Origin of the sequence: Kinneretia sp. DJ1R-11 (assembly GCF_025717595.1) — a bacterium.
Classification (GTDB): Bacteria; Pseudomonadota; Gammaproteobacteria; order Burkholderiales; family Burkholderiaceae_C; genus Paucibacter_A.
The window spans coordinates 17,732-42,264 of sequence record NZ_JAJIRR010000009.1 but is presented as its reverse complement, the minus strand read 5'-3'; the positions used below and the strand labels follow the sequence as shown (position 1 = coordinate 42,264).

The following is a 24,533-nucleotide window of genomic DNA, read 5'->3' as shown; positions in this document are numbered from 1 at the left end:
CAAAGCAGCCGAATACAAAAGGCAACCACGGAGGCACAGAGGCACAGAGAAATACAAGGCCGAATTGGTTTTTGCTCTGTGCCTCCGTGCCTCTGTGGTTGCAATTGAATTTCCGCTACGTGCCGTTTGCAGTCATCCCCGTGCTGAGGATTGGCCAGAAAAGCGAAAAACCGCCAAGGTGATCCCTCACCCCTGGCGGTTTGCGCAGCGAGGCGCTGTTTTACTTGGGCATGATCACGCTGTCGATGACGTGGATCACGCCGTTGTCGGCGGCGATGTCGGTGGCGGTGACCTTGGCCTGGTCGACTGTGACGCCGCCCATGGTGCCGATGGTCAGCTCACTGCCTTGCACGGTCTTGACCTTGCCGGCCTTGACGTCCTTGGCCATGACCTTGCCCGGCACGACGTGGTAGGTCAGCACGGCGGTCAGCTTGGCCTTGTCCTTCAGCAGAGCGTCCAGATCGGCCTTGGGCACCTTGGCGAAAGCCTCGTCGGTCGGGGCGAAGACGGTGAAGGGCCCCTTGCCTTTGAGGGTGTCGACCAGACCGGCCGCTTGCAAGGCGGTGGCCAGGGTCTTGAAGTTGCCGGCAGCAACGGCCGTGTCGACGATGTCCTTGGCTTGGGCAGACAGGGCGCTCAGGCTCAGGGCGGTGATGGCGATGAAGTGCTTCATTGTGTTGCCTTTGGTGGTGGTGCTTGGGTGGGTGAACAGGTGAATGGGGGCTCACTGCTTGGGCAGGATGACCTTGTCGATCAGGTGAACGACGCCGTTGCTGGTCATCACGTCGGTGGCGGTGATGCGGGCTTTTCGGCCGTTGCGGTCGGTGATGTCGAGGTTGGCGTCGACCGTCAGGCTCTCGCCTTGCACGGTGTTGACGGCGGTGCCGATGGGCACATCGGCCTTGAGCACGCGGCCCGAGAGCACGTGATAGGTCAGCACCTTGGTGAGCAGCGGCTTGTTGGCCAACAGCTGGGCTTTGGTGACGCCCAGCTCGGTCAGCAGCGCGGCGAAGGCGGCGTTGGTGGGCGCGAAGACGGTGAAGGGGCCGGTGCCGCTGAGGGTGGCGCCCAGGTCTGCGGCCACCACGGCTTCGACCAGGATGCTCAGATCGGGCGTGGCGATTGCCGTTTCCACCAGGTTCTTGTTGGCGGGCAGGATCACTTTGTCGATCACGTGGATCAGGCCGTTGCTGCCGGCCACATCGGTGGCGGTGATATTGGCCTTGCGGTTGCGGCCGTCGGTGATCACCAGGTCATTGCCCACGGCATCGACCTTGAAGATGCCGCCCTGCACGGTGGTGATCGCCTTGCCGGCCGGCACGGTGGCCTTGGCGACGCGGGCGGGCAGCACGTGGTAGGTCAGCACCGTCTTGAGCAAGTCCTTGTTGGCCAGCAGCTGTTCCTTGCTCACGCCCAGCTCGGTCAGCAGGGCGGCGAAGGCGTCGTTGGTCGGCGCAAAGACGGTGAAGGGGCCGGCGCCCGACAAGGTGGTGGCCAGGTCGGCGGCGACCACCGCTTCGACCAGGATGCTGAAGCGCGCATCGGCCTTGGCCACGTCGACCAGGGTCGGTTCCGGCTTGGGTGGCGGTGCAGGGTCATCGCCGCCGCCGCAGGCGCTCAGCAGCAGGGCGGCAGAGCCCAGCAGGATCCAAGGTTTCAGCCAATTGATGAGGGACATCGTCATGCTCCTTGCTTGAGTTGAATGAAAGCGAGAGAAGGGTTGAAAGACGAGGGCAAGGCCCGTGCGAGAGACAAACAACGAGACAGGCAGGCTCGCGCCCACCCGGCCGCGCCTGCAGGGCGTGGCTGGAGAGAAAAGGACAAGTGAGAGGAGATGAACCGCGGCTGCGGTGCCGGCCTCAGTGCGCGTGGCCGCGCGGCGCGCAGGGCGGCGCTCGCCAGAGCGGCAACGGGATCGCCGTCAGCTCGTCGGCGGCAGCGTTCGCTTCGTGTTCGTCCTGCAGCGAGGGCGGGATCAGCAGCTGCTCCACCTGATGCAAGCGGCCGTTGCGGGCCAGCTGGTCACTTCCTGGCAGCAGGGGCTGGAGCTGTTCGCCTTCGCCCAGCAGACCCAGAGCGCTGAAACCCAAGGCCTCGCCGGCTGCAGTGCGCAATTGAGCACCCCAAGGCAGATCGCTCACGGCGCAGTCGCCCGGCAGCAGGTGCTGCAGCAAGACCTGGCGCAGCAGGGCCGGCTGGCGCGCCAGCTCACGCTCGCGCAGGCCCAGCCGCGGGGCCAGGCGGGCCATGCCGGCGTTGCTGGGCGCGAGCACCGTGAAGGGGCCGCTGCCGGCCAGCAGCGCATCCAGGCCTGTGCTGCGCAGGGCTGCTAGGAAGTCCCGGTGCTCGGGGTTCTGGGCGAGCAGATCCAGCAGACCCTGCGTCGCTGGCTGCAGCACCCGGTCGATCACATGCAGATGGCGCTGCGGCCCGATTTGGCGGCTGCTCAGCAGCTGGGCGCGGCGGCCGCTGGCGTCGAGCAGGGCGGGCGCGGCCAGGCTGTCGGAGGCAGGGGCCAGGCGCAGGGCGTGAGCGCCCAGGGTGTCCAGCGCCGCGCCGCGGTGGCTGCGCAGTGCTTGCGCCGTGCAGGGCTGGGGCAGCACATGACCGAGCAGCCAGCGGCGCAGGGCGGCGCGGTCTTCGCAGAACACTGCCCAGCTGCTGCCGCTTTGCTCCAGCTCGGCCTCGAAGGCGGCAAAGGCGGCGTCCTCGGGCACCAGCAGGCTGAGCTGGCCCTGCGTGGCGGCCGGGTCCAGCGCGCGCTCCATGCCGGCCAGATGCACCGCGGCGCGCCAGCGCTCGAGGCGTGTTGCTTCGACCTGGGCCGGCGCGCGCGGCGACATGCAGGCGCTGTCATGGGGCAGAAGCTCGCTGCGTGCCAGGCGCGCCAGGCGGGAGGGATCGATGAGCCAGTTCAACATGGGTGGGTCTCCGCGGGCTGTGCTGGGTCCGCTTGCTCGATGGAATGGGCGAAGGTCTTGCCGAATGCGCTCGGTGAGAGCCCCTTGTTGCCGGGAAGTTCTGCACCGCTCGGGATGAAATGTGAACTGAGTAGTTCACAAAGTCAACCGTTGCGTTTAAAAAGTTACGAATTCGGGTGTTTGGAAACGGCGCTGTCGTTTCCGCGGCCGATGGCGCCTAGAATCGCGCCATGGCAAAAGTCTCTTTTCGCGAACAAGTGTTGCAAGTGCGTGAGGACGCCATCGTGGCCTCCGTCAATCGCTTGCTGGCCGAAAAAGGCTTTGACCTGATGACGGTGGACGAGGTGGTGGCCGATGTCGGCATCGCCAAAGCCAGCCTCTACAAGCACTTCTCGTCCAAGGAAGAACTGGCCGCCGCCGCCATGGTGCGCGTGCTGGACTTGGCCCTGGGCGAGGTGGAGCGCCTGCGCCAGCAGCCTGCGGCGCCGTTGGAACAGCTGCGCGCCGTGGCTCGCTGGACCATGCAGGTGCAGCTGGCGGGTGAGATGCCTTCGCTGCCTTCGCAGAACTCGACGCTGCGCGCCGCCCTGGTGGCGCACAAGGGCTATATGGACCGGCTGCTGCGTCTGTCCGACCTGCTGGGCGAGTGGATCGAAGCCGGCCAGGCCGAGGGCAGCCTGCGCGCCGAGCTGCCGCCCGAGGTTTTGCTTTACACCTTGTTCGCCCGCGCCTGCGACCCGGTGCTGGGCCTGCTCAAGGCCGCCGGCCAGTACAGCGATGCGCAAATCATCGACATCCTTCTGCTCAGCTGCTTCGGTGGCCTGGGCTCGGGGCAAGAGGCCCCTGCCGCCGCCAGCCCCAAGCGGATGCGCAAGGGCTGAGGCGCGCCGCCAGCCGCCGGTGCCGCGCCCGCGGCGGCAATCGCACAAGAGTCTGTGTAAACGGGAGTTAGGCCTATTGCCTTGCGTTGCTGTATGAACATACAGTGCTGAGCGCCTCGCTGGCTTTCAGCTTGGCCTTGAAACCCAACGCCAGGAGCCCAACCATGCTGGACCACATGACCTTTCGCGTGCGCGATATCGCCCAAGCCAAAGCCTTTTACGCCGCCGCGCTGGCGCCACTGGGCTACACCCTGGCCCTGGAGGGCAATTTCGGCGCCAATATCGTCGGCTTCGGCCACCCGGACGCCAGCGAACCCGAAGGCAAGCGCAGCGACGTCTGGTTCATCGACGGCCCCTCGCCCTACGGCGGCCCGGAGGTGACAACAGGCTGCCATCTCTGCTGGCGCGCCGCCAGCCGAGCCGAGGTCGATGCCTTCTACGCCGCCGCCGTCGCCGCCGGCGGCCGCGACAACGGCGCGCCGGGTCTGCGCCCGCACTACCACCCCAATTATTACGGTGCCTTTGTCATCGACCCCGAAGGCAACAATATCGAGGCGGTCTGCCACTTGCCGGGCTGAGCTTCGGGCCAGTTTTGTCTGCCCGCGGCGAGGCGGCCGGCCGTGGGCTTCTAAAATCCCCCATCCGCCCCACCGAGCGCCCGCGCGCCAGCAGCCAGCCATGAGCACCCCTCAATACCGCATCGCCCCGAGCATCCTGTCCGCCGATTTCGCCCGCCTGGGCGAGGAGGTCCGAAATGTGCTGGCCGCCGGCGCCGACTGGATTCACTTCGACGTGATGGACAACCATTACGTGCCCAATCTGACTTTCGGGCCCATGGTCTGCGAGGCCCTGCGCAAGCATTCGGTCAAGCCGGACGGCACGCCCGCCGCCATCGATGTGCACCTGATGGTCGAGCCGGTCGATGCTCTGGCCGTGGCCTTTGCCAAGGCCGGCGCCGACCTGGTGAGCTTCCACCCCGATGCCTCCAAGCATGTCGATCGCACCCTGCAGCTGATCAAGGCCGAGGGCAAACAGGCCGGCCTGGTGTTCAACCCGGCCGAGCCGCTGGACGTGCTGGAGTGGGTGATCGACAAGGTCGACCTGATCCTGATCATGAGCGTCAACCCCGGCTTCGGCGGCCAGAGCTTCATCCCCAGCGCGCTCAAGAAGCTGGAGGCTGCGCGCAAGATCATCGACAAGAGCGGCCGTGACATCCGTCTGGAGATCGACGGCGGCGTCAAGGTCGACAACATCCGCCAGATCGCCGATGCCGGCGCCGACACCTTTGTCGCCGGCTCCGCCATCTTCGGCAAGCCCGACTACAAGGCCGTGATCGACGCCATGCGCGCCGAACTCGCGCGCTGATCGCCGTGCCCGCCGTTCTCTTCGTCTGCACGGCCAATATTTGCCGCTCGCCCATGGCCGAGGCGCTGTTGAAGGCGCGTCGGGCCGGCTTCGGCCCGGGTGCTGATGCGGCCTTTGTCGATGTGGCTTCGGCCGGCGTCCATGCCGGTCCGCGCGGTGAACCGGCCGACAAACGGGCGGCGGCGGCGCTCGAGCGTGTGCGTCTGGGCATCGACAAAAAGTGGCGCTCGCGTCGGGTGCGCGCCGAAGATTTCCAGCGTTACGAGCTGATCCTGGCCATGGAGACCGACAACCTGGTCGCCCTGCGCAAGATCTGCCCCCCCGAGCTGCAGCATCGCCTGCACCTGTTCATGGACCTGGTGCCCGGCATGGCCGGCCAGGATGTACCCGATCCATACTTTGGCCCGGCCAGCGGTTTTGATCAGGTGTTGATGCTGCTGGAGCGCGGCCTGGTAACACTGGGTCAGGCCTGGCGCAAAGGGGCGCTGCCGCGGGCTTGAGTGAGCAAAGACAGCCAAGCCGGGTCGCTTGCGCTCAAGCGACCATGACGTGGCGGTTTTTCAGCACCAGGTGAATCTTGTCGCCAATGGTGTCCTTGTTGAAGGGCTTCACCACATAGCCGCTGGCGCCCAGCTGGGCAGCGCGCACGATGTCTTCCTTGCGGCCCTCGGCCGTGACCAGCAGCACCGGCACTTGGCGTAGCAGTGTGCCTTCGGGCTTTTGGCGCAGCGCTTCCAGAAGCTGGAAGCCGTTCATCACCGGCATATTGATGTCGCTGAGCACAAAGTGCACCGGCTCGCCCGATTCGGCCGCCAGTTCCAGGGTGCGCAGTGCGACCTGGCCGTCTTCCGCCTCCAGGATCTTGCGGAAACCCAGCTCGCGCAGCAGGCCCGAAATGATGCGGCGCATGGTCGAGAAATCGTCCACCACCAGAAAACAGAAATCTTCGCGTTTGATCGTCGTGACCATGCCCGGCCATCCTCCATGGAGTTTCGTCATCCTACCCAGCGGCGCGGGCGCTGGCCCCAAAACACGGCGGGCAGCCCTGAGGCTGCCCGCAAATGTGTGGAGCTTTGCTCAGCTCAGAGGCTCGGTCAGAGCGTAGGGTAGTCCGTGTAGCCCTTGGCGCCCGGCGTGTAGAAGGTACTGGCGTCCGGTGCATTGAGTGCGGCGCCGGCCTTGAGGCGGGCCGGCAGGTCCGGGTTGGCCAAGAAGCTGGTGCCGAAAGCCACCGCGTCGAGCTGGCCGGATTGGATGGCCTGCTCAGCCTCTTCACCGCTGTAACCCATATTGCCGATCAGCACGCCCTGGTACTTAGCACGCGCCACCGGCATGACATCGGCTTTCTGAACCTGGAAGAAGTCGGCGCGCATGACGTGCAGATACGCCAGCTTGTAGGCGCTGACCTTCTCGGCCAGGAAGCCGATCCAGCCTACGGGATCGCTGTCGACCATGCTGTTGTAGCTGTTCAGCGGAGACAGGCGCAGGCCCACACGGTCGGCGCCGATGGCGGCCGTGACGGCATCCAGCACCTCGAACAGGAAGCGGGCGCGGTTTTCCAGCGAACCGCCATAGGCGTCACTGCGCTTGTTGACGCCATCACGCAGGAACTGGTCGATCAGGTAGCCGTTGGCACCGTGCACCTCGACGCCGTCAAAACCGGCGGCGATGGCATTGCGCGCGCCCTGGGCATAGGCCTCGACCAGGGCCGGGATCTCGTCGGCGCGCAGCTCGCGCGGCTGGGCATTGGCTTCCTTGCCATTGGGCGTGTGCACCTCGCCGTCGATGGCGACCGAGCCTGAGGACACTGGGATCGTGCCTTCGTTCATGGCCGGGTGGGCGGCGCGGCCAGCGTGCCAGATCTGCATGAAGATGCGGCCGCCCTTGGCGTGCACGGCGGCGGTCACTTGCTTCCAGGCTTCGATCTGCTCGGAGTTGTAGATGCCGGGCTCATTGATGAAGGCCGAGGTGTGGGGCGCCACCATGGTGCATTCGGTGATCAAGAGGCCACCGCTGGCGCGCTGGGCGTAGTACTCGGCCATCAGCGCATTGGGCATGTGGCCGGCGTCGGCGCGGGTGCGCGTCAGCGGGGCCAGCAGGATGCGGTTGGGCAGGGTCAAGGCGCCGACTTGGAGGGCAGAAAAAAGCATGGAGGTGTTCATTTCGTTGGCGCTGCGCAAGGCAGCAGGTGCGACAAGGTAGCACCGCAGCAAAGAACTTGCCGCAGCGCGCGTGGTGGATTTGCGCTAACCCCTTTGGTTTCAGGCGGTTTGTGCATGGGTGGACGCCGTGGCCGGCGCTTCATCGACCACCCGGGTGTCCGGGCCCTTGCCGCTGAAGCGGTCCAGGGCCAGGTAGATCACCGGCGTGATGTAGAGCGTCACCGCCTGCGACAGGATCAGGCCGCCGACCACGGCCAGGCCCAGGGGCTGGCGCAGCTCGGCGCCGGCGCCCAGGCCCAGGGCGATGGGCAAGGCCCCCATCAAAGCGGCCAGAGTGGTCATCATGATGGGGCGGAAACGCAGGATGCAGGCTTCGCGGATGGCCTGGGCCGGCGTCATGCCGCCGTGGCGCTGCGCCTCCAGCGCGAAGTCGATCATCATGATGGCGTTCTTCTTGACGATGCCGATCAGCATCAGGATGCCGATGGTGGCGATCAGCGTCAGGTCCATGCCGAAGAGCTCCAGAGTGATCAGCGCACCCACGGCCGCCGAGGGCAGGCCGGCCAGGATGGTGATGGGGTGGATGTAGCTCTCGTAGAGCACGCCCAGCAGCACATAGATCACCGCAATCGCCAGTCCGATCAGCAGCAGCTGGCCGCCTTGCGAATCCTGGAACACCGCGGCATCACCGCCGTAGCTGGTGATGATGCTGGCCGGCAGCTGGATCTCCTTGACATAGCCATCCAGCTTGGCCGTGGCATTGCCCAGGGGCACGTCGGGCGCCAGATTGAAGGACAGGGTGATGGCCTGCAACTGCCCCTGGTGGTTGACCGAGGTGGGCCCGAGGCCGCGCTGCACGCTGGCGAAGGCCGTCAGCGGCACCAAGGCGCCGCCCTTGCCGCGCAGATAGATCTTGCCGAAGGCCTCTTCATTCAGGCGTTCGCTGTCGGCCGCTTCCATGATGACCTGGAAGGTGTTGCTCTCGGCATAGATGCTGCTGACCTGGCGCTCGCCAAAGGCAGCGTAGAGCGCGCTGCGCAGGTCCTGCATCTGCACGCCCAGCACGGCGGCGCGCTCGCGGTCGATGATGAGGTTGGCCTGCAGGCCGCGCAGCTGGGAATCGCTGGTCACATCGCGGAACATGGGGTCGCCGCGCAGCTTTTCCTGCAGCTTGCTGGCCCAGCTGTTCAGCTCGCCGGCCGCCACCGATTGCAAGGTGTACTGGTAGCGGCTCTTGCTTTGTCGCCCGCCTAGTTGCAGGTTTTGCACCGGCCGCAGGTAGACGGCCAGGCCGGGCACGGCGCGCAGCTTTTTGCGCAGGCCTTCGACCACCTCCTTCATCGGCGGCCGCTCGCCGCGTGCTTTCAAGTTGATGAACATGCGGCCGGTGTTGACCGCATTGCCGCCGCCACCGCCGGCCCCCAGTGCGGCCGAGACGCTGGCCACGGCCGGGTCCTTGCGCACGATCTCGGCGGCCTGCTCCTGCAGCACCTGCATGGCGTTGAAGGAGATGTCTTCGGAGGCCTCGGTGCTGGCCTGGATCTGGCCGATGTCTTCCTCGGGGAAAAAGCCTTTGGGAATGCGGTCGTAGAGCCAGGCGCTGGCGGCAAAGCTCAGCAGGGCCACGCACAGCACCCAGCGGCGGTGGCGCAGGGCGGCGTCCAGGCTGCGGGTGTAGGCGGCCAGCACGGCATTGAAGCCGCGCTCGAACAGGCGGCCGAAGCGGCCTTCCTCCTGCGGCTCGTGGTGGCGCAGAAAGCGGCTGCAGAGCATGGGCACCAGGCTCAGCGAGACCACGGCCGAGACCAGGATGGACAGGCTGACCACCACCGCGAACTCGTGGAACAGCAGGCCGATCACACCCGGCATGAAGAAGATGGGGATCAGCACCGCCACCAGCGAGATCGAGATCGAGACGATGGTGAAGGCCATCTCGCGCGCGCCGCGCACGGCGGCCGCAAACGGCTCCATGCCGTCCTCGACATGGCGGACGATGTTCTCCAGCATGACGATGGCGTCGTCCACCACCAGGCCCACGGCCAGGGTGATGCCGAGCAGGGAGATGTTGTCCAGGCTGTAGCCCAGGGCGTAGAGCAGGGTCAGGGCGCCGATCAGCGAGATCGGCAGCGACAGCGTCGGGATCAGCGTCGCCACCGCCTTGCGCAGGAAGATGAAGATCACCATCACCACCAGGGCCACGGTCAGGGCCAGGGTGAAATAAACGTCGTGCAGCGACTCGCGCACCGAGAGCGAGCGGTCGTTCAGCGTGCTCATCTGCACCGAGGCCGGCAGCTGGGCCTGGAAGCGCGGCAGCATGGCCTTCACCGCATCGACCACCTTGACCGTGTTGGCATCGGGCTGGCGCTGCACGGCCAGGGTGATGGAGCGCTCGCCGTTGAAGCTGGCGAAGGACTTGACCGTCTCGAAGCTGTCCTGCACCTCGGCCACATCACGCAGAAAGATGGGCGCGCCGTTGCGGCTGCCCACCACGATGGCACCGAACTCGCGCGCATTCTTGAGCTGCTTGTTGGCCTGGATGGTCAGGGTCTGGCGCGTGCCGTCGAGCACGCCGACCGGGGTGTTGGCATTGGCGCCACGAATCGCGGTCTGCAGCTCTTCCAGCGTCAGGTTGCGCTGCTGCAGCAGCTCAGGATTGACCTTGATGCGCACCGCATAGCGCTTCTGGCCAAAGATGGAGACTTGCGCCACGCCGTCCAGGGTGGACAGGGCCGGGGTGATCAGGTTCTCGGCGAAATCGTTCAGTTCGGACAGATTGATCGAGGGCGAGGTCAGCGCCACCAGCAGTACCGGCGCATCGGCCGGGTTGACCTTGCGGTAGCTGGGCGGCGAGGTCATCTCGGTGGGCAGGGCGCGCAGCGAGCGGAACAGCGCCGCCTGCACGTCCACCGCGGCCGCATCGATATTGCGCGAGGGGTCGAACTCCAGGGTCAGCGAGGTCGAGCCCAGGATGCTGCTGGAGGAGATTGCGCTCAGGCCCGCGATGGTGGAGAACTGCTTCTCCAGTGGCAGGGCCACCGAGGAGGCCATGGTCTCGGGCGAGGCACCGGGCAGGCTGGCCTGCACATTGATGACCGGCGTGTTGTAGGAGGGCAGGGCGGCCACCGGGATCTTGCTCCAGGCCGCCAGGCCGGCGATCACCAGGGCGAGATTGAGCAGCACGGTCATGACCGGCCGGCGGATGAAGGCTTCCGTCAGGCGCATGCTCAGGCTCCGGCGGCGGATGCTGCGGATGCGGAAGCAGATGCGCCAGAGGCTGCAGCTGCCGCCGCAGCCCCGCGTTTGCCGCCACCCTGGGCCGGGTTCAGCTGGGCCGGCTGGGGCTTGAGCGGTGTGCCGGGGCGCAGGTTCTGCTTGCCTTCCACCACCACGCTGTCGCCGGCCTTCAGCCCGTCGACCACGATCCAGTCCCCGAAGGGGTAGCGGGTCTGTACCGGGCGCATCTCGGCACTCTTGTCGGCGCCCACCACATAGACGGATCGCTCATTGCCGCGCTGGATGATGGCCGCCTGTGGCACGACCACCGCGTCCTTGATCGTGCGCAGCGTCATGCGGATGCGCACGTACTGGCCGGGCCAGAGCGTCTGCTGGCTGTTGTCGAACTCGGCCCGCACCTTGATCGTGCCGGTGCTGCTGTCGACGAGGTTGTCGACAAAGCCGAGCTTGCCCTTCAGGGGCTGTTCCTTGGCCGCTTGATCGCTGCCCCCGCGCGCGCCGGGCATCAGCAGTTGGGCATCGAGCGCGGGCGGGTTCTTCTCGCCCGGTGCGGCGCGCGTGGCCGCCAGCAGCGATGCCAGCTGGTTTTCCGGCAGGTTGAAGCTCACGCCGATGGGGTTCATCTGCACGATGCTGAGCAGGGGCGTGGCTGCCGCACTGCCGCCTTGCACCAGGCTGCCCGGGTTGACGCTGATCAGGCCGACACGGCCGTCCATGGGCGCGCGCAGCTCGTTGTAGCCCAGGCTCAATTCAGCCGTTCTCAGCGCGGCCTCGTCGGCCTGCACGGCGGCGCGTTGCGCTTCCACCGCGGCCTGGCTGCTGTCCAGGGCGCTGGGGGCGATGAAATTCTGGGCGCGCAGCTCCTGGGCGCGCTTGTACTGGCGCTCGGCATCGGCCAAGCTGGCGCGGTCGCGGGCCAGCTGGGCGCGGGCGCGCTCGACATTGGCCCGATCCGGCCGGTCGTCGAAGCGGAACAAGACCTGACCCCGGCGCACGGTGTCGCCGTCCTTGATCAGCACCTCGCGCACCACGCTGCTGGTCTGGGCACGCAGGTCCACGGTCTTGAGCGAGGCCACGGTGCCGCTGGCTTCCACCGTCACCGGCACGTCCTGCAGTCGGGCGGCCATGACGCCCACGGTTTGTGGCGGGCTCTTGCTGCTGGAGCTGCCGGCTGCGCCGCTGGCCGCGGAAGCGGGGCTGGCAGGCGCCGCGCTGTCAGCGCCCGGCTTTGGTTTTTTGTGCTGCTGGAGGTACCAGCCGCCGCCGGCCAGGCTCAGCAGGACGATGGTGCTCAGGGCGATGGGCTTGAGGCGCATTTCTTGTTCGCTTTCGGCGCAGGCACCTGGAAACGGTGCACTGTGGGAGGGGTGCCGAAGCTTACGCGATCAAGAAATGGCGCGTATTGCTGCTCCGTGAACGGGGATGGGCTTCAGGCCAGGGCCTGCATGGCGCGGGCGAGCTGCGCACCGACACGGGCGTTGTGCTTCACCAGGGCGATGTTGGTGGCCAGGCTGCGGCCTTCGGTCAGGGCTTTGATGCGCGCCAGCAGGAAGGGCGTGACGGCCTTGCCCGTGATGCCTTGCGCCTCGGCCTCTTGCAGGGCTTGGGCGGTGATGGCGTCGATTTCCTCGCGCGGCATGGCTTCGGCCGCCGGCACCGGGTTGCTCACGACCACGCCGCCGCGCAGGCCCAGGTCCCATTTGCAGCGCAGAAAGCGGGCCTGCTCGGCAGCCGTGTCGAGGCGGAAGTCGGCCTTGAAGCCACTGTCCGGCGTGTAAAAGGCGGCGAAGTGGTCCTGGCCCACGCTGAGCACGGGCACGCCGTGGGTTTCCAGGTATTCGAGGGTCAGGCCGATGTCCAGAATGCTCTTGGCGCCGGCGCAGACCACGGCCACCGAGGTCTGGGCCAGCTCCTGCAGATCGGCCGAAATGTCGAAGCTGGTCTCAGCCCCGCGGTGCACGCCGCCGATGCCGCCGGTCACGAAGACCTCGATGCCGGCCAGCTCGGCGCAGATCATGGTGGCCGCCACGGTGGTGGCGCCGATGCGGCCGCTGGCTAACACAAAGGGCAGGTCACGGCGGCTGACCTTCATGGCTTCGGGCGAGCGGCCCAGCAGCTCCAGCTCGGCGTCCGAGAGGCCGATGCGGATCTTGCCGTCCAGGATGGCGATGGTGGCCGGCACGGCACCCTCGGCGCGGATGAGGGCCTCCACCTCGCGGGCGGTCTGCACGTTCTGCGGGTAAGGCATGCCGTGCGAAATGATGGTGGACTCCAGGGCCACCACGGGCTGGCCGGCAGCGCGCGCGGCAGCCACTTCGGCGGAGAAGACCAGGAAATCGGCGGAGGAGGTGGTGCGGGAGATGGAGTTCATGCGTGTGGCTTCGTGAAATCTTCTTGCTCTTGCAGCAGCGCGGGGCTGAGCTCGGGGTGAACGGTGTGGGGGCTTTGCACGGTCAGGGCGGCCAGGCGCAGGCCCAGGCGGCAGGCACTGGCCAGACTGGCCTCGGCTTGCAGCAGGCCGGCACAGACGCCGGCGGCCAGGGCATCACCGGCGCCGGTGACATCGCAGACCGGCACGGCCGGGGCGCGCAGATGCAGCGGGGCCTGGCCGGCCTCGCTGCAGATCAAGCCGGCCTCGCCCAGGCTCAGCACCAGCTGGGGCAGGCCGCGGGCATGGAGCTCGGCCAGGGCCGGGGCCAGGGCGGGCAGGGGCTGCTGAGGGTCATGGGCGGGCAGGGCGTGTCCGAGCACGGCCGCCAGCTCGCCGCGGTTCAGCAGCAAGGTCGTCAAGCCTTGCAGCTGGGCCGGCAGATGGCGCATCTTGGCCTCGGAGACCGCAACGGCCAGCAGGCGCCGGCCCGGGTTCTCTTGCGCCTCACGCAGCAGCAGGGCGATGCTCTCGGCCGGCAGATTGAGGTCCAGCACGATCAGGCGCGCCTGCTGGCGCTGGGCGCAGCTGCGGCGCAGAAACTCCGGGTCCAGGCGCTCGGCCAAGGGCATGGCGGCCAGGGCCAGTTGCATCTCGCCGGCCGCATCGAGCACGGCGGTGTAGCTGCCCGTCGGTGCGTCCGCCGCGCGCAGCGTGCCCTGGGTGGACAGGCCCACGGCCGCCGCTTGCGCCAGCAGGGCCTGGCCAGCGGCGTCCTCGCCCACGGCGGTGATCAGCTGGGTGGGCAGGCCCAGGCGGGCCAGGTTCTCGGCCACATTGCGCGCCACGCCGCCCAGGCTTTCGCTCATCACGGCCGGGTTGGAGCTGCCCATCTGCAGCGCGCCCAGGGTGCGCAGCTTGCGGTCGATGTTGGCGCCGCCGATGCACAGCACCGGCGCCTGCTGCGGCAGCACATAGGCCCGGCCGAGGATGCGGCCCTCGCGCGTCAGCGCCGCGATATGCCCGGCCACGGCCGAGCGCGACAGGCTCAGGCGCTCGGCCAGTGCCTGCTGGCTGATGAAGGGGTCTTGCTGCAGCAATGCCAGCAGCAGCTCTTTTTTGCTGTCCATGCCGGCATTCTAGACAAATGTCTTATTAAAAGACAAATGTCCTAGCTGCCGCAGCGCCTTCACCGGTTCACTTGTTCAGTTCTTCACCGCCTAGTTGGGGCAAACGCGTTCGCCCGTGCTGCGGGTGAAGCACAGATCACCACGGTCGGCGGGGCGCTTGTCCTTGCCGTCTTCGTGTTGCTTGCGCACTTGCTCCGCCTGGCGCTCGGTGCTGCGCACCCGTTCCAGGCAGCTGTTGCGTTCGCTGTTGGCCACCAAGGCCTGGCAGCGATCGCGCTCATGCTCCAGTCGCAGGTCGTAGGCCACCTCGCCCACGGCGGTGCAGGCGGCCAGAGGCAAGGCGATCAGGCTCAGCAGGGCTCGGCGCAGCTGCGGCGAAGAGAGCAAGGCAGGGGAGGGCATGGTGGGCAAGAAGAGATGCAGCGAAGCTGCGCAGTCTGCCGGCTTCTTCAGCAGGCAGCCAGCCCTCTGGCGTGGGTGCCGCGCGGCAGGCCCGCTCGGGTGCTTGCCCTGCTACGCTGACTTCAGCTCGCCTTCCGACGGCGTAGCAAGGCCAAGCCTGCCAAGCCGCAGAACATCAGCAGCCAAGTCTGCGGCTCGGGCACCGGGGTCAGCAGGAAAGCATGGGTCTGGCCGTTCAGCGTGATGCCATTGCCGACGATCTGGCCGGAATCGTTCAGCGCGGTCGCCACTTCCAGGTAGGCAAAGCCCGCGCCCGCCGCATTGACCAAGGCGTTGAGGTCCAACAAGGTGCTGCCGTTCCAGAGCATGGCGTGCTGGACGGTGTCGCCCGCCAAGTACGAGCCGCCCACCACGAGACCGCCGCTGTTGATGGCGCGTGCGTCGCTGTACTGGCCGCCCAAGGTGCCCAGGTCCAAGACTTGGCCGTTGCGCCACAGCGTGGCGTGCGAGATGTTGGGGTTGCCGTTCAGATCGCTGGCGCCGACCACATGGCCGGCACTGTTGATGCCGGTGGCCCAGCTGTAGCTGCCGCCTGCCAGCGTGCCCAGATCGCTGGCCTGGCCAGTGGCCTTCCACAGGGTGGCGCGGCTGGTGACGTCTGCGGTGGTGAGGCTTTCGCCCACCGCGAGGCCGGCGTCATTGAGGCCATAGACAAAACCCTGGCTGCCACCCAAAGAGGGCAGCAGCTGCTTGGTGTTGCTGGCCGACCAGAGGGCCGCCTGGTTGTTCTCATGGCCGCCGATCACGCCGCTGTTGTTGATGGCATTGCCGAAGCTGAAAGCCAGTCCCGTACCCAGGTCGGTGCTGGCCGAGTTGCCCAGCTGCCAGCGGACGGTGTGCACGGCCGCCTGGCCGGCGGTGTAGCTGGTGCCGGCGATCTGGCCGGCGTTGTTGATGCCGCCGGTGTAGCTCGTGAAGCCGGTGTTGCCCAGGGGGAGTAGCGGACTCATGCTGCCGGCGTTCCAGACAAAGCCGTACTGGCGCGAGGCGCCGTTGTCGAAGGCGCTGCTGATGCCCACGACCTGCCCTTGGGCGTTGATGCCGGTGGCCTGCGAGAAGAAGCCGCCGGGGCCGCCGCCCAGATAGCCCAGGTCGAGCAACTGATAACTCTGTGCCTGCGCGGCGCTGCTGGCTGTGCCGGCCAATGTGGCCACCAGGGTCCATGCGGCCAGGCCAAAGAAAACTGAGCGGTTCTTCGTTTTCATCATGATGCGAGACTCCCGGTGCGGCCCTGTTTGCGCAACGGACGTGACGCAGGGCAAAGCCAGAGGCATGGTCGCGGCGCGGCAGGCCAGGGTCAAGCCTTGCCGGTCTTATTCACGCGGTCAGGCCCGATTTGAAACACTTTTCTGGGACCCCGCCCCGGTCCCTGGCTTGGGTGGATACTGCCGTGCATCGCGCCTGAAGCGGCATGACGCCGCAACTGCGCAGAACATCAAGGAGTGTGTCGTGAGTGTGTTTCGGAGTCTGTTTTTCCTCTCGCGCAGTCTCTGGCTGGTTCTTGCGCTGATGCTGGCACTGCCCGGGCCGGCTGCCGCCGAGCGCGGCGAAGATGACGGCGACTATCAGATCCTGCAAGCCAGCTACGGCACGGCCCTGCGTCATGTTGACGTCACCCAGCGCCTCAAGGAACTGGCCCGGCAGGATCGCCGTTTCAGGCTGGTCAACGAATTGTTTGGCGTCGACCCTGCGCCTGGCGAAACCAAGACCTTGCGCATTTACACACGGGGCCGCGACGGCGATCAGCATGTCTTCGAATACCGTGAGCACGGGGAAGTAGACGGCAGTCAGTTCACCGGCTGGGGCGGCGGCAATTGGGGACAGGGCGGCTGGCAAGGCGGTTGGGGCGAAGGGCCCGTGCGTCCGGGGGCGTCGGCGTGGGGGCACGGCAACGGCCAGAACAGCGATGACGGCGAGTACCAAATCCTGCAGGCCAGCTATGGCACCGAGCGGCACCATGTCGATGTGACGCCGCGCCTCAAGCAATTGGCCCGCCAGGACCGGCGATTCAAGCTGGAGAACAATGTCTTCGGTGTCGACCCGGATCCCGGTCGCAACAAGATCTTGCGCATCTACGCCCGCGGCCGCGACGGCCAAACGCGCATCTTCGACTACCCCGAATACAGCCATGTGGACGGCAACCAGTTCACCGGCTGGGGCGGCGGCAACTGGGGCCATGGCGGTTGGCAGGGCGGCTGGGGTCAGGGCGCCGGCAATGACAGTGCTTACAACCGCGGCGATTTGCGCATCAACAGCGCCCGCTACGGCGTCGGCCGTCAGACCCGCGATGTGACCGACAGCCTGCAGTCTCAGATGCGCCGCGACCGTCTTGATGTCGAGGTCAGCAATCGCCTCTTCGGCTTTGACCCCGCGCCGGGTGAGCGCAAGAGCTTGTGGATCAGCTACTCGGTCGGTGGCGGCCGGGCGCAAGAAGTTCGGGTCGAAGAGCGCGATCGCGTGCGCTTGCCCTGACTCCGACCTTCAGCGCTTGAGCCCTGGGACTCAGCGCCGCAGCAGGGCCAGCACCCGTTCCACGCCCAGGCTCGGGCTCGACAGGATGGGCACCCGATAAGGCATCAGCGCTTCCGCAGCGGCAGCCATAGAGGCCTGGGCCAGCACCACCACATCCACCGGTCGAGCGTCCGCGCGCAGGGCTGCGACGATGGATTCGAGGTAGGCGGCATGCTCACCTCGCTGGAACAGTGCCCAGGCCGGTGGCACGGCCAGGAAGTCAAGTGTCACCCTGCGCTGTAGATGGGCTGCCGAATCCTCGATGAGGGCGGCCGTCGGATGCAGCGTGCTCTCGAGCGCAGCGACCACCAGCACGCGTGGTCCTTGCAGAACCGCGCTGTCGGCCATGGCGCGGTCGATGCGTGCGGCATGGCGCCCGGCTCCCAGTGGGGTGCGCTCTGCCGCGCCACCCAGGGTTGAGCAGGTGCAGACCACGACCCTTGCTCCTGCAGCCGCCGCCTGCCGCATGGCCGCCTCGACGCGTTCGACAATGCGGGGCGAATCAGCGCCCAGTGTTTGTGCATCGCTCAACAGCGCTGGGTCGACATGGTGCGCCACGGACAAGCCCGGCGCGCGTGCCCGAACCAGTCGATCAAAGGTGGCGATGTGGACGGGAGACGTGTGTAGAAAAGCAAGTGGAGCGGGTGTCATGGGTGGAAGTGTGCCCTGGTCGGCACGGGCTGGTTCTGCCTGGCGATATGCTTGGCGCTCTTCTGATCGCCTGATTGCTGATCCGTGCCTCAAGCCATGACCCTTCCTGCCGCCTTCATCCTCGACCTCGACGGCACCCTGGTCGATACCCTCGGCGATTTTGTCGCGGTCTTGAACCGTGTGTTGACAGAGTTAGGCCTGCCCGAGGTGCGGCGCGCTTTTGTCGAGCGCACGGTGGGGCAAGGCAGCGAGCATTTGATCCGAAGTACTCTCGACCATGTAGGTGCCGACGCGGCCCTGCTCTACCAGCAGGCGTGGGCGCTGTACCAGACACATTACCGCGAGCTCAATGGGCGGTTCTCCGAGGTGTACCCCGGCGTGCGCGAAGGCCTGACGCGGCTGCGAGCGACCGGGCTGCCCATGGCCTGTTTGACCAACAAGCCGGCGGCATTCGCGCGCGAGCTGCTGGCGCGCAAGGAGCTCTCTGGCTTCTTCGATTTCGTCTTTGGCGGCGACGATTTCGAGCGCAAAAAGCCCGACCCTTTGCCTCTGCTCAAGACCTGCGAAGCCTTGGGTACGGCGCCTGCCGAGACCTGGATGATTGGCGATAGCAGCAACGATGCGCGCGCCGCGGTGGCGGCCGGTTGCCCGGTGTTGCTGCTCAGCTATGGCTACAACCATGGCGAGCCGATCACAATGCTGCCCGCAATGCAGCACCTGGACCGGCTCGATCAGATCAGCCTCGCTCCCGCAGCGAACGCTTGACGCCCAGGAGGGCGTCTTTCAGCTGATCGTCGGCCGGCGACTTGCCCAGCCAGATGCGCAGCAGGGCGCTGAAGAATTCGGGCTCCTTGATGGCCGCGCCCATGGGCTTTCCGTTCAGGAAGACGGTGGAGCCGGTGCCGGGCACGTAATCGATCCAGAAGTACTCGCCCGTGGTCAGGCTTTTGCGGGTGGAAAAGATCTCGGCCACGCGCAGCACGCCGTTGATGGCTTTGCCGAATTCTTCGCGCGAAGCGTTCTGTTCCATGCCCTTGGTGAAGAGCTTGCCGAGCTCATTGCCGTCCACCTCGCGCAGCATGACCAGATGGATGCGCTTGGCTCCGGGGGCGGCCAGCACCGCGTCGGCATTGCTGGTCTTCTCGGCCATGTAGAGGCCGGCGGTGTAAACCTTGAAAACGGCCTTGTAGCGGATACCGGCGCCGTTGAGCTGCAGCTTCTGGCCGCCGATGTCAGCTTGAGCTTCGTACTTGACCCCCGCCAGATCCACTGTTTGGGCCAGAGCGCTGCTGCCCGCGGCTGAAAGAAAAAGGCCGGTCAGTGCGAACAGGCCCGCGGCCAGGCGGGCCTGAAGAGAAATTCCACGCATTCGTCTTGTCTCCGTTGTCTTTGCTTTGTTGTGTTCCGCTTTGCTGTCCCTGAGGTAAGCAAAGGTAAGCGGCAGTATGGCCGCAAGCTCAAGACTCTGCCAGCGCCTGTTTGAATGGGGCTGCTACACTCATTCGCACTATGTTCATCACGCGCAAGCACATCAAGGGGTCGCACGACCGGGGAGCCTGGCCCTGGCGTTGCCCGCTTGCCTTCCTCCGCTGAAGAAGACGCCGCTTGGCCTGCTGCTTGCCGCAGGCGTGATGTCCGGGCCGCCATGCGCGCCGCTCGCCACACCATCCCTGACCATGGCCTCCGAATCAACGCCGCTCCACGTGCGCCCAAACCTGGGTGTCGCCTGTCGTTGATCCGGTCCCAGCGTTCGTCGTCTCCTGTTTGATGCGCCGCGCCACCGCCACCACCTGTTTCCCGGGGCGCGTCGCCTGCCTGCAAGGTTTGACGTGATGATCACTGAACTTGAATTTCAAAGCCTGGCCAGCCTGGGCTACAACCGCATCCCGCTGATCAGCGAGGCCTTCGCGGATCTGGAGACCCCGCTGTCTCTGTACCTGAAACTCTGCTCCGGCGCTGGCGCCTACGGCGGCAACTCGGGCAAGCACAGCTTTCTGCTCGAATCCGTGGTTGGCGGCGAGCGCTTCGGGCGCTACTCCTTCATCGGTCTGCCGGCCCGCACCGTGCTCAAGAGTCATGGGCGCAGGACCGAGGTGATCCGCGACGGCGCCGTGGTCGAAACGCATGAAGGCGACCCACTGGCCTTTATCGAGGCCTACCAACAACGCTTCAAAGTGGCCCTGCGCCCCGGCATGCCGCGCTTCTGCGGCGGCCTGGCCGGCTACTTCGGCTATGACGCGGTCCGCTACATCGAGCCCAAGCTGGCCAAGACTGAAAAGACCGGCGGCCTGGACACGCCCGATGTGATGCTCCTGCAATGCGAGGAGCTGGCCGTCATCGACAACCTCTCGGGCCGGCTCTACCTGATCGTCTATGCCGACCCGGCCCAGCCCGAAGCCTTCCACAAGGCCAAGAAGCGCGTGACCGAGCTGCGTGACAAACTCAGCTACAGCGTCAGCGCGCCCCAGGTCAAGCGCGGCCAGGCGCATCCGGTGCAGCGCGAGTTTGCGCGCGCCGATTTCGAAGCGGCCGTGCTCAAGGCCAAGGACTACATCGCCGCCGGCGACTGCATGCAGATCGTCTTCGGCCAGCGCCTGTCCAAGCGCTACACCGAGTCACCGCTGAGCCTGTACCGCGCCCTGCGCTCGCTCAACCCCAGCCCCTACATGTATTTCTATGACATGGGCGACTTCCAAATCGTCGGCGCTTCGCCCGAGATCCTGGTGCGGCATGAGCGCACGGCCGAGGGCCAGCAGGTCACCATCCGCCCCCTGGCCGGCACGCGGCCGCGCGGCGGCACGCCCGAGCAAGACCTGGCCCTGGAAGCCGAGCTCAAGGCCGACCCCAAGGAGCGCGCCGAGCACCTGATGCTGATCGACCTGGCCCGCAACGACCTCGGCCGCATCGCCGAGATCGGCTCGGTCAAGGTAACCGATGCCTATGCGGTGGAGCGCTACTCGCATGTGATGCACATCGTCAGCAATGTCGAGGGCCGGCTGCGCGAGGGCTTGTCGAATATGGATGTGTTCCGCGCCGCCTTTCCGGCCGGCACGCTCTCGGGCGCACCCAAGATCCGCGCCATGCAGATCATCGATGAGCTGGAGCCGGTCAAGCGCGGCATTTACGGCGGCGCCTGCGGCTACCTGAGTTTTGCCGGCGATATGGACTTGGCCATCGCCATCCGCACCGGCATCGTGCAGGATCAGACTTTGTACGTCTCGGCCGCGGCCGGCATCGTGGCCGACTCGGTGCCCGAGCTCGAGTGGAAAGAAACGGAAGCGAAAGCCCGCGCCCTGCTGCGCGCCGCTGAACTGGTGGAAGAGGGGTTCTGAGCCATGCTGCTGATGATCGACAACTACGACAGCTTCACCTTCAACCTGGTGCAGTACTTCGGCGAACTCGGCGCGGAGGTCAAGGTCGTTCGCAATGACGAGATCACCCTGAACGAGATCGAGGCCTTGCGGCCCAATCACCTGGTGTTCTCGCCCGGGCCTTGCTCGCCCGCGGAAGCCGGCATCTGCGTGCCGGCCATCCAACATTTCGCCGGCAAGCTGCCCATCTTGGGAGTCTGCCTGGGCCACCAGAGCATGGGGGCGGCCATGGGCGGCAAGATCATTCGCGCCAAGACCCAGATGCACGGCAAGGCCAGCACCATCAGCACCGACCAGAAGGGCGTGTTCCACGGCCTGCCGCGTGATTTCAGCGTCATCCGTTATCACTCGCTGGTGATCGAGGAGGCCACGCTGCCCGCGGTCTTCGACATCACCGCGCGCAGCGAGGACGGCGAGATCATGGGTGTGCGCCACCGCGAACTGGCGGGTACGGCCACGCCGATGGAAGGCGTGCAGTTCCACCCCGAGTCCATCCTCAGCGAGCATGGCCATGCGATGCTGAAGAATTTTCTTCAACTGACCCTGTGAGCAGCGCCATGACCATGCTTGTTGATTTGCGCAGCGACACGGTCACCCAGCCGACGGCTGCGATGCGCGAGGCCATGCAGGCTGCGCCGCTGGGCGACGATGTGTTCGGCGACGACCCCAGCGTCAATGCGCTGCAAAGCGCCCTGGCCGAGCGCCTCGGCTTTGAGGCGGCACTCTTCATGCCCACCGGCACGCAGAGCAATCTGGCGGCGCTGATGGCGCATTGCCAGCGCGGTGAGGAGTACATCGTCGGCCAGTTCGCCCACACCTACCGCTGGGAAGGTGGCGGTGCGGCCGTGCTCGGCTCCATCCAGCCCCAGCCACTGCCCCACCAGGCCGATGGTTCGCTGTCGCTGACCGACATCGAGGCCAATATCAAGCCCGATGACGCCCATTTCGCCCGCACCCGCTTGCTGACGCTGGAGAACACCATCGGCGGCAAGGTGCTACCCCTGGACTATCTGGCTGCCGCCTCGGCTCTGGCGCAGAAGCACGGCCTGACGCGCCATCTGGACGGTGCACGCCTGTTCAATGCGGCGGTGGCGCTGGATGCTGCGGACCCGTACGCCGCGGCCCGGCGCATCTGCAGCCATTTCGACAGCGTTTCGGTCTGCTTTTCCAAAGGTCTGGGTGCGCCGGTCGGTTCGGTGCTCTGCGGCTCGGCGGCGCTGATCCAGCGCGCCCACCGCTGGCGCAAGATGCTGGGCGGCGGCATGCGGCAAGCCGGCGTGTTGGCGGCAGCGGCCCACCATGCGCTGGACCATCACGTCCATCGCCTGGCCGAGGACCATGCCCTGGCTCAGCGCCTGGCCCAAGGCCTGCAAGGCATTGCGGGCTTGAGCGTGGAAGCGCCGCAGACCAATATCGTGTTTGTGGATGTGGAGGAGCAGGGCGAGCGGGCTGCCGGCTTGTTGCCTTATCTGAAGTCGCGCGGCGTGCTGGCCACGGGCCTCTATCGCCTGCGTTTTGTGACCCATCTGGATGTGGATGCGGCCGGTGTGGACCACGCTGTGGCGGCCGTGCGCGAGTACTTCGCTTGAGAGGAAATTGAGATGCCGATCACCGATACCGAAGCCCTGACCCGCGTCATCGAACACCGGGAAATCTTCCACGACGAAATGCTGACCCTGATGCGCCGCATCATGGCCGGCGAGATGTCGCCCGTCATGGCCGCCGCCCTGCTGGCCGGCCTGCGGGTGAAAAAGGAAACCATCGGCGAGATCACCGCCGCCGCGCAGGTGATGCGCGAGCTGTCCAACAAGGTGCCGCTGGAGCCGGCCCTGCACCCGCATCTGGTCGATGTGGTGGGCACGGGCGGCGATGGCGCCCACACCTTCAACATCTCCACCTGCTCGATGTTCGTGGCTGCCGCTGCCGGCGCGCAGGTGGCCAAGCATGGCAACCGCAGTGTCTCCAGCAAGACCGGCAGCGCCGATGTGCTGGAGCAGCTGGGCGCCAACATCATGCTCAGCCCGGCCCAGGTGGCCGAGAGCGTGGCGCAGACCGGCATCGGGTTCATGTTCGCGCCCAACCACCATCCGGCGATGAAGAACATCGCCCCGGTGCGCAAGGAGATGGGCGTGCGCACCATCTTCAATATCCTGGGCCCGCTGACCAACCCGGCCGGCGCGCCCAACATCCTGATGGGCGTGTTCCACCCCGATCTGGTCGGCATCCAGGTGCGTGTGATGCAGCGCCTGGGCGCCGAGCATGCGCTGGTGGTCTACGGCAAGGACGGCATGGACGAGATCTCGCTGGGCGCCGCCACCCTGGTCGGCGAGCTGAAAAACGGCGAGGTGCGCGAGTACGAGATCCACCCCGAGGACTTCGGCCTGGCCATGGTGTCCAACCGCAGCCTGCGCGTGGCCGGCCCTGAGGAGTCACGCGTGATGCTGCTCGGCGCCCTGGCCAATGAGGACGGCGCGGCGCGCGACATCGTGCTGCTCAATGCCGGCGCCACCCTGTATGCCGCCAATGTGGCCAGCTCGATCGCCGACGGCATCGCCCGCGCTCGCGCGGCCATTGCCAGCGGCGCGGCCCGCGCCAAGCTCGATCAGTTCGTGGCCGCCACACAGGCATTAGCCCGCAGCTGAGCGCCCTCGCATCTTCCATCTGCCGATTCACACCATGTCCGACATTCTCCGCCGCATCGTTGCGGTCAAACATGAAGAGCTGGCCGTGCTGCGCCGCCAGCGCTCGCTGGCCAGCCTGCGCGAGGAGGCCGAGAGCGCCGAGCGCCGCGCCGACCTGCGCGACTTCGAAGCGGCGCTGCGCGCCCAGATCGCTGCGGGCCGCAGTGCCGTGATTGCCGAGATCAAGAAGGCCAGCCCCAGCAAGGGCGTGCTGCGTGCGAACTTCGAGCCTGCCGCCATTGCGCAGAGTTATGCCCGGCACGGCGCGGCCTGCCTGAGCGTGCTGACCGATGCGCAGTTCTTCCAGGGCTCGGTCGCCTACCTGCAGCAGGCCCGCGCGGCCTGCGCGCTGCCGGTGCTGCGCAAGGACTTCATGGTCGACGAGTACCAGGTCTTTGAAGCGCGGGCCATGGGGGCCGACTGCATCCTGCTGATCGCCGCCTGCCTCGATGATGCGCAGATGGCCGATCTGGAGGCCGTGGCGCAGAGCCTGGGCCTGGCGGTGTTGGTCGAGGTGCACGACGGTGCCGAGTTGGACCGCGCCCTGCGCCTCAGAACCCCGCTGGTCGGCATCAACAATCGCAATCTGCGCACGTTCGAGGTGACGCTGGACACCACCCTGGGCCTGCTGGACCGCGTGCCGGCCGAGCGCCTGCTGGTGACCGAGTCCGGCATCCTGGCTGCGGCCGATGTGCAGACCATGCGCGCCGCGAACGTGCATGCCTTCCTGGTCGGCGAGGCCTTCATGCGTGCGCCCGATCCGGGTGAGGCACTGGCCGACTTGTTCGCCTGAGGC

The 24,533-nt window shown here is 66.6% G+C and carries 24 protein-coding genes; 11 read left to right on the top strand and 13 right to left on the bottom strand.

Annotated features, from left to right (window positions below):
* Positions 1 to 220 precede the first annotated feature (220 nt).
* The 3 genes from LNV23_RS15470 to LNV23_RS15460 form a co-directional block, all read right to left on the bottom strand.
* The gene (locus tag LNV23_RS15470) at positions 221 to 673 is read right to left on the bottom strand and encodes a fasciclin domain-containing protein (RefSeq protein WP_263563795.1); all 453 of its coding nucleotides are present in this window, start codon (positions 671 to 673) and stop codon (positions 221 to 223) included.
* A gap of 51 nt (positions 674 to 724) precedes the next feature.
* Positions 725 to 1,678, bottom strand: coding sequence for a fasciclin domain-containing protein (locus LNV23_RS15465; protein ID WP_263563794.1), 954 nt, complete (start codon positions 1,676 to 1,678; stop codon positions 725 to 727).
* Between the two features lie 181 nt (positions 1,679 to 1,859).
* Positions 1,860 to 2,921 carry a fasciclin domain-containing protein gene (locus LNV23_RS15460; protein ID WP_263563793.1) on the bottom strand — a complete coding sequence of 354 codons (1,062 nt, stop codon included), beginning with the start codon at positions 2,919 to 2,921 and terminating at the stop codon, positions 1,860 to 1,862.
* 230 nt (positions 2,922 to 3,151) lie between these two features.
* Here LNV23_RS15460 and LNV23_RS15455 point away from each other — a divergent pair, with 230 nt between their 5' ends.
* From LNV23_RS15455 to LNV23_RS15440, 4 genes are all read left to right on the top strand, one after another.
* On the top strand, positions 3,152 to 3,802 hold the full coding sequence (locus tag LNV23_RS15455; protein WP_263563792.1) for a TetR/AcrR family transcriptional regulator: 651 nt from the start codon (positions 3,152 to 3,154) through the stop codon (positions 3,800 to 3,802).
* A 164-nt stretch (positions 3,803 to 3,966) separates the two neighbouring features.
* Positions 3,967 to 4,380 carry a VOC family protein gene (locus LNV23_RS15450; RefSeq protein WP_263563791.1) on the top strand — a complete coding sequence of 138 codons (414 nt, stop codon included), beginning with the start codon at positions 3,967 to 3,969 and terminating at the stop codon, positions 4,378 to 4,380.
* Between the two features lie 100 nt (positions 4,381 to 4,480).
* A complete protein-coding gene (rpe, locus tag LNV23_RS15445) occupies positions 4,481 to 5,167 on the top strand; it encodes a ribulose-phosphate 3-epimerase (protein WP_263563790.1) in 687 nt (228 codons plus the stop codon).
* A 5-nt stretch (positions 5,168 to 5,172) separates the two neighbouring features.
* Entirely contained in the window at positions 5,173 to 5,667 is a 495-nt protein-coding gene (locus LNV23_RS15440) for a low molecular weight protein-tyrosine-phosphatase (protein ID WP_263563789.1), read from the top strand.
* A 34-nt stretch (positions 5,668 to 5,701) separates the two neighbouring features.
* On the opposite strand, the gene LNV23_RS15435 is transcribed toward LNV23_RS15440, so the two are convergent.
* The 8 genes from LNV23_RS15435 to LNV23_RS15400 form a co-directional block, all read right to left on the bottom strand.
* Complete coding sequence (locus tag LNV23_RS15435; protein WP_263563788.1) at positions 5,702 to 6,136, bottom strand: response regulator; 435 nt, start codon at positions 6,134 to 6,136, stop codon at positions 5,702 to 5,704.
* A gap of 125 nt (positions 6,137 to 6,261) precedes the next feature.
* Positions 6,262 to 7,317 (bottom strand): alkene reductase, encoded by a 1,056-nt coding sequence (locus LNV23_RS15430; RefSeq protein ID WP_263563787.1) that lies wholly within the window; start codon positions 7,315 to 7,317, stop codon positions 6,262 to 6,264.
* A 111-nt stretch (positions 7,318 to 7,428) separates the two neighbouring features.
* Positions 7,429 to 10,551: an efflux RND transporter permease subunit gene (locus tag LNV23_RS15425; protein WP_263563786.1), complete on the bottom strand. Its 3,123-nt coding sequence runs from the start codon at positions 10,549 to 10,551 to the stop codon at positions 7,429 to 7,431.
* Between the two features lie 2 nt (positions 10,552 to 10,553).
* Entirely contained in the window at positions 10,554 to 11,879 is a 1,326-nt protein-coding gene (locus LNV23_RS15420) for an efflux RND transporter periplasmic adaptor subunit (protein ID WP_263563785.1), read from the bottom strand.
* A gap of 113 nt (positions 11,880 to 11,992) precedes the next feature.
* Complete coding sequence (locus LNV23_RS15415) at positions 11,993 to 12,934, bottom strand: pseudouridine-5'-phosphate glycosidase (protein ID WP_263563784.1); 942 nt, start codon at positions 12,932 to 12,934, stop codon at positions 11,993 to 11,995.
* Positions 12,931 to 14,061, bottom strand: coding sequence for a PfkB family carbohydrate kinase (locus LNV23_RS15410; protein ID WP_263563783.1), 1,131 nt, complete (start codon positions 14,059 to 14,061; stop codon positions 12,931 to 12,933). Before LNV23_RS15410 ends, LNV23_RS15415 begins: the two co-directional genes overlap by 4 nt.
* A 90-nt stretch (positions 14,062 to 14,151) precedes the next feature.
* Positions 14,152 to 14,463, bottom strand: coding sequence for a hypothetical protein (locus tag LNV23_RS15405; RefSeq protein WP_263563782.1), 312 nt, complete (start codon positions 14,461 to 14,463; stop codon positions 14,152 to 14,154).
* A 122-nt stretch (positions 14,464 to 14,585) separates the two neighbouring features.
* Positions 14,586 to 15,731, bottom strand: a complete 1,146-nt coding sequence (locus LNV23_RS15400) for a PEP-CTERM sorting domain-containing protein (protein ID WP_263563781.1) — start codon at positions 15,729 to 15,731, stop codon at positions 14,586 to 14,588.
* A gap of 241 nt (positions 15,732 to 15,972) precedes the next feature.
* Here LNV23_RS15400 and LNV23_RS15395 point away from each other — a divergent pair, with 241 nt between their 5' ends.
* On the top strand, positions 15,973 to 16,995 hold the full coding sequence (locus LNV23_RS15395; RefSeq protein ID WP_263563780.1) for a DnaJ-like protein C-terminal domain-containing protein: 1,023 nt from the start codon (positions 15,973 to 15,975) through the stop codon (positions 16,993 to 16,995).
* Positions 16,996 to 17,025: 30 nt separating this feature from the next.
* Here LNV23_RS15395 and LNV23_RS15390 read toward each other — a convergent pair whose 3' ends face one another.
* The gene (locus LNV23_RS15390; RefSeq protein WP_263563779.1) at positions 17,026 to 17,685 is read right to left on the bottom strand and encodes an aspartate/glutamate racemase family protein; all 660 of its coding nucleotides are present in this window, start codon (positions 17,683 to 17,685) and stop codon (positions 17,026 to 17,028) included.
* 96 nt (positions 17,686 to 17,781) lie between these two features.
* On the opposite strand from LNV23_RS15390, the gene gph reads away from it, so the two are divergent.
* Positions 17,782 to 18,450, top strand: a complete 669-nt coding sequence (gph, locus tag LNV23_RS15385; RefSeq protein ID WP_263563778.1) for a phosphoglycolate phosphatase — start codon at positions 17,782 to 17,784, stop codon at positions 18,448 to 18,450.
* On the opposite strand, the gene LNV23_RS15380 is transcribed toward gph, so the two are convergent.
* On the bottom strand, positions 18,422 to 19,054 hold the full coding sequence (locus tag LNV23_RS15380) for a chalcone isomerase family protein (RefSeq protein WP_263563777.1): 633 nt from the start codon (positions 19,052 to 19,054) through the stop codon (positions 18,422 to 18,424). The genes gph and LNV23_RS15380 overlap by 29 nt on opposite strands.
* Before the next feature lie 463 nt (positions 19,055 to 19,517).
* Between LNV23_RS15380 and trpE the strand changes: the two genes are divergently transcribed.
* Genes trpE through trpC form a run of 5 tightly spaced genes read left to right on the top strand, consistent with a single transcriptional unit; the run spans position 19,518 to position 24,530 of the window.
* A complete protein-coding gene (trpE, locus tag LNV23_RS15375; RefSeq protein WP_263563776.1) occupies positions 19,518 to 21,017 on the top strand; it encodes an anthranilate synthase component I in 1,500 nt (499 codons plus the stop codon).
* Positions 21,018 to 21,020: 3 nt separating this feature from the next.
* Positions 21,021 to 21,605, top strand: a complete 585-nt coding sequence (locus LNV23_RS15370) for an anthranilate synthase component II (protein ID WP_263563775.1) — start codon at positions 21,021 to 21,023, stop codon at positions 21,603 to 21,605.
* Positions 21,606 to 21,619: 14 nt separating this feature from the next.
* Positions 21,620 to 22,645, top strand: coding sequence for a low-specificity L-threonine aldolase (gene ltaE / locus LNV23_RS15365; RefSeq protein ID WP_263563949.1), 1,026 nt, complete (start codon positions 21,620 to 21,622; stop codon positions 22,643 to 22,645).
* 12 nt (positions 22,646 to 22,657) lie between these two features.
* Complete coding sequence (gene trpD / locus LNV23_RS15360) at positions 22,658 to 23,698, top strand: anthranilate phosphoribosyltransferase (protein WP_263563774.1); 1,041 nt, start codon at positions 22,658 to 22,660, stop codon at positions 23,696 to 23,698.
* Positions 23,699 to 23,732: 34 nt separating this feature from the next.
* Complete coding sequence (trpC, locus tag LNV23_RS15355) at positions 23,733 to 24,530, top strand: indole-3-glycerol phosphate synthase TrpC (protein WP_263563773.1); 798 nt, start codon at positions 23,733 to 23,735, stop codon at positions 24,528 to 24,530.
* Positions 24,531 to 24,533: the final 3 nt, after the last annotated feature.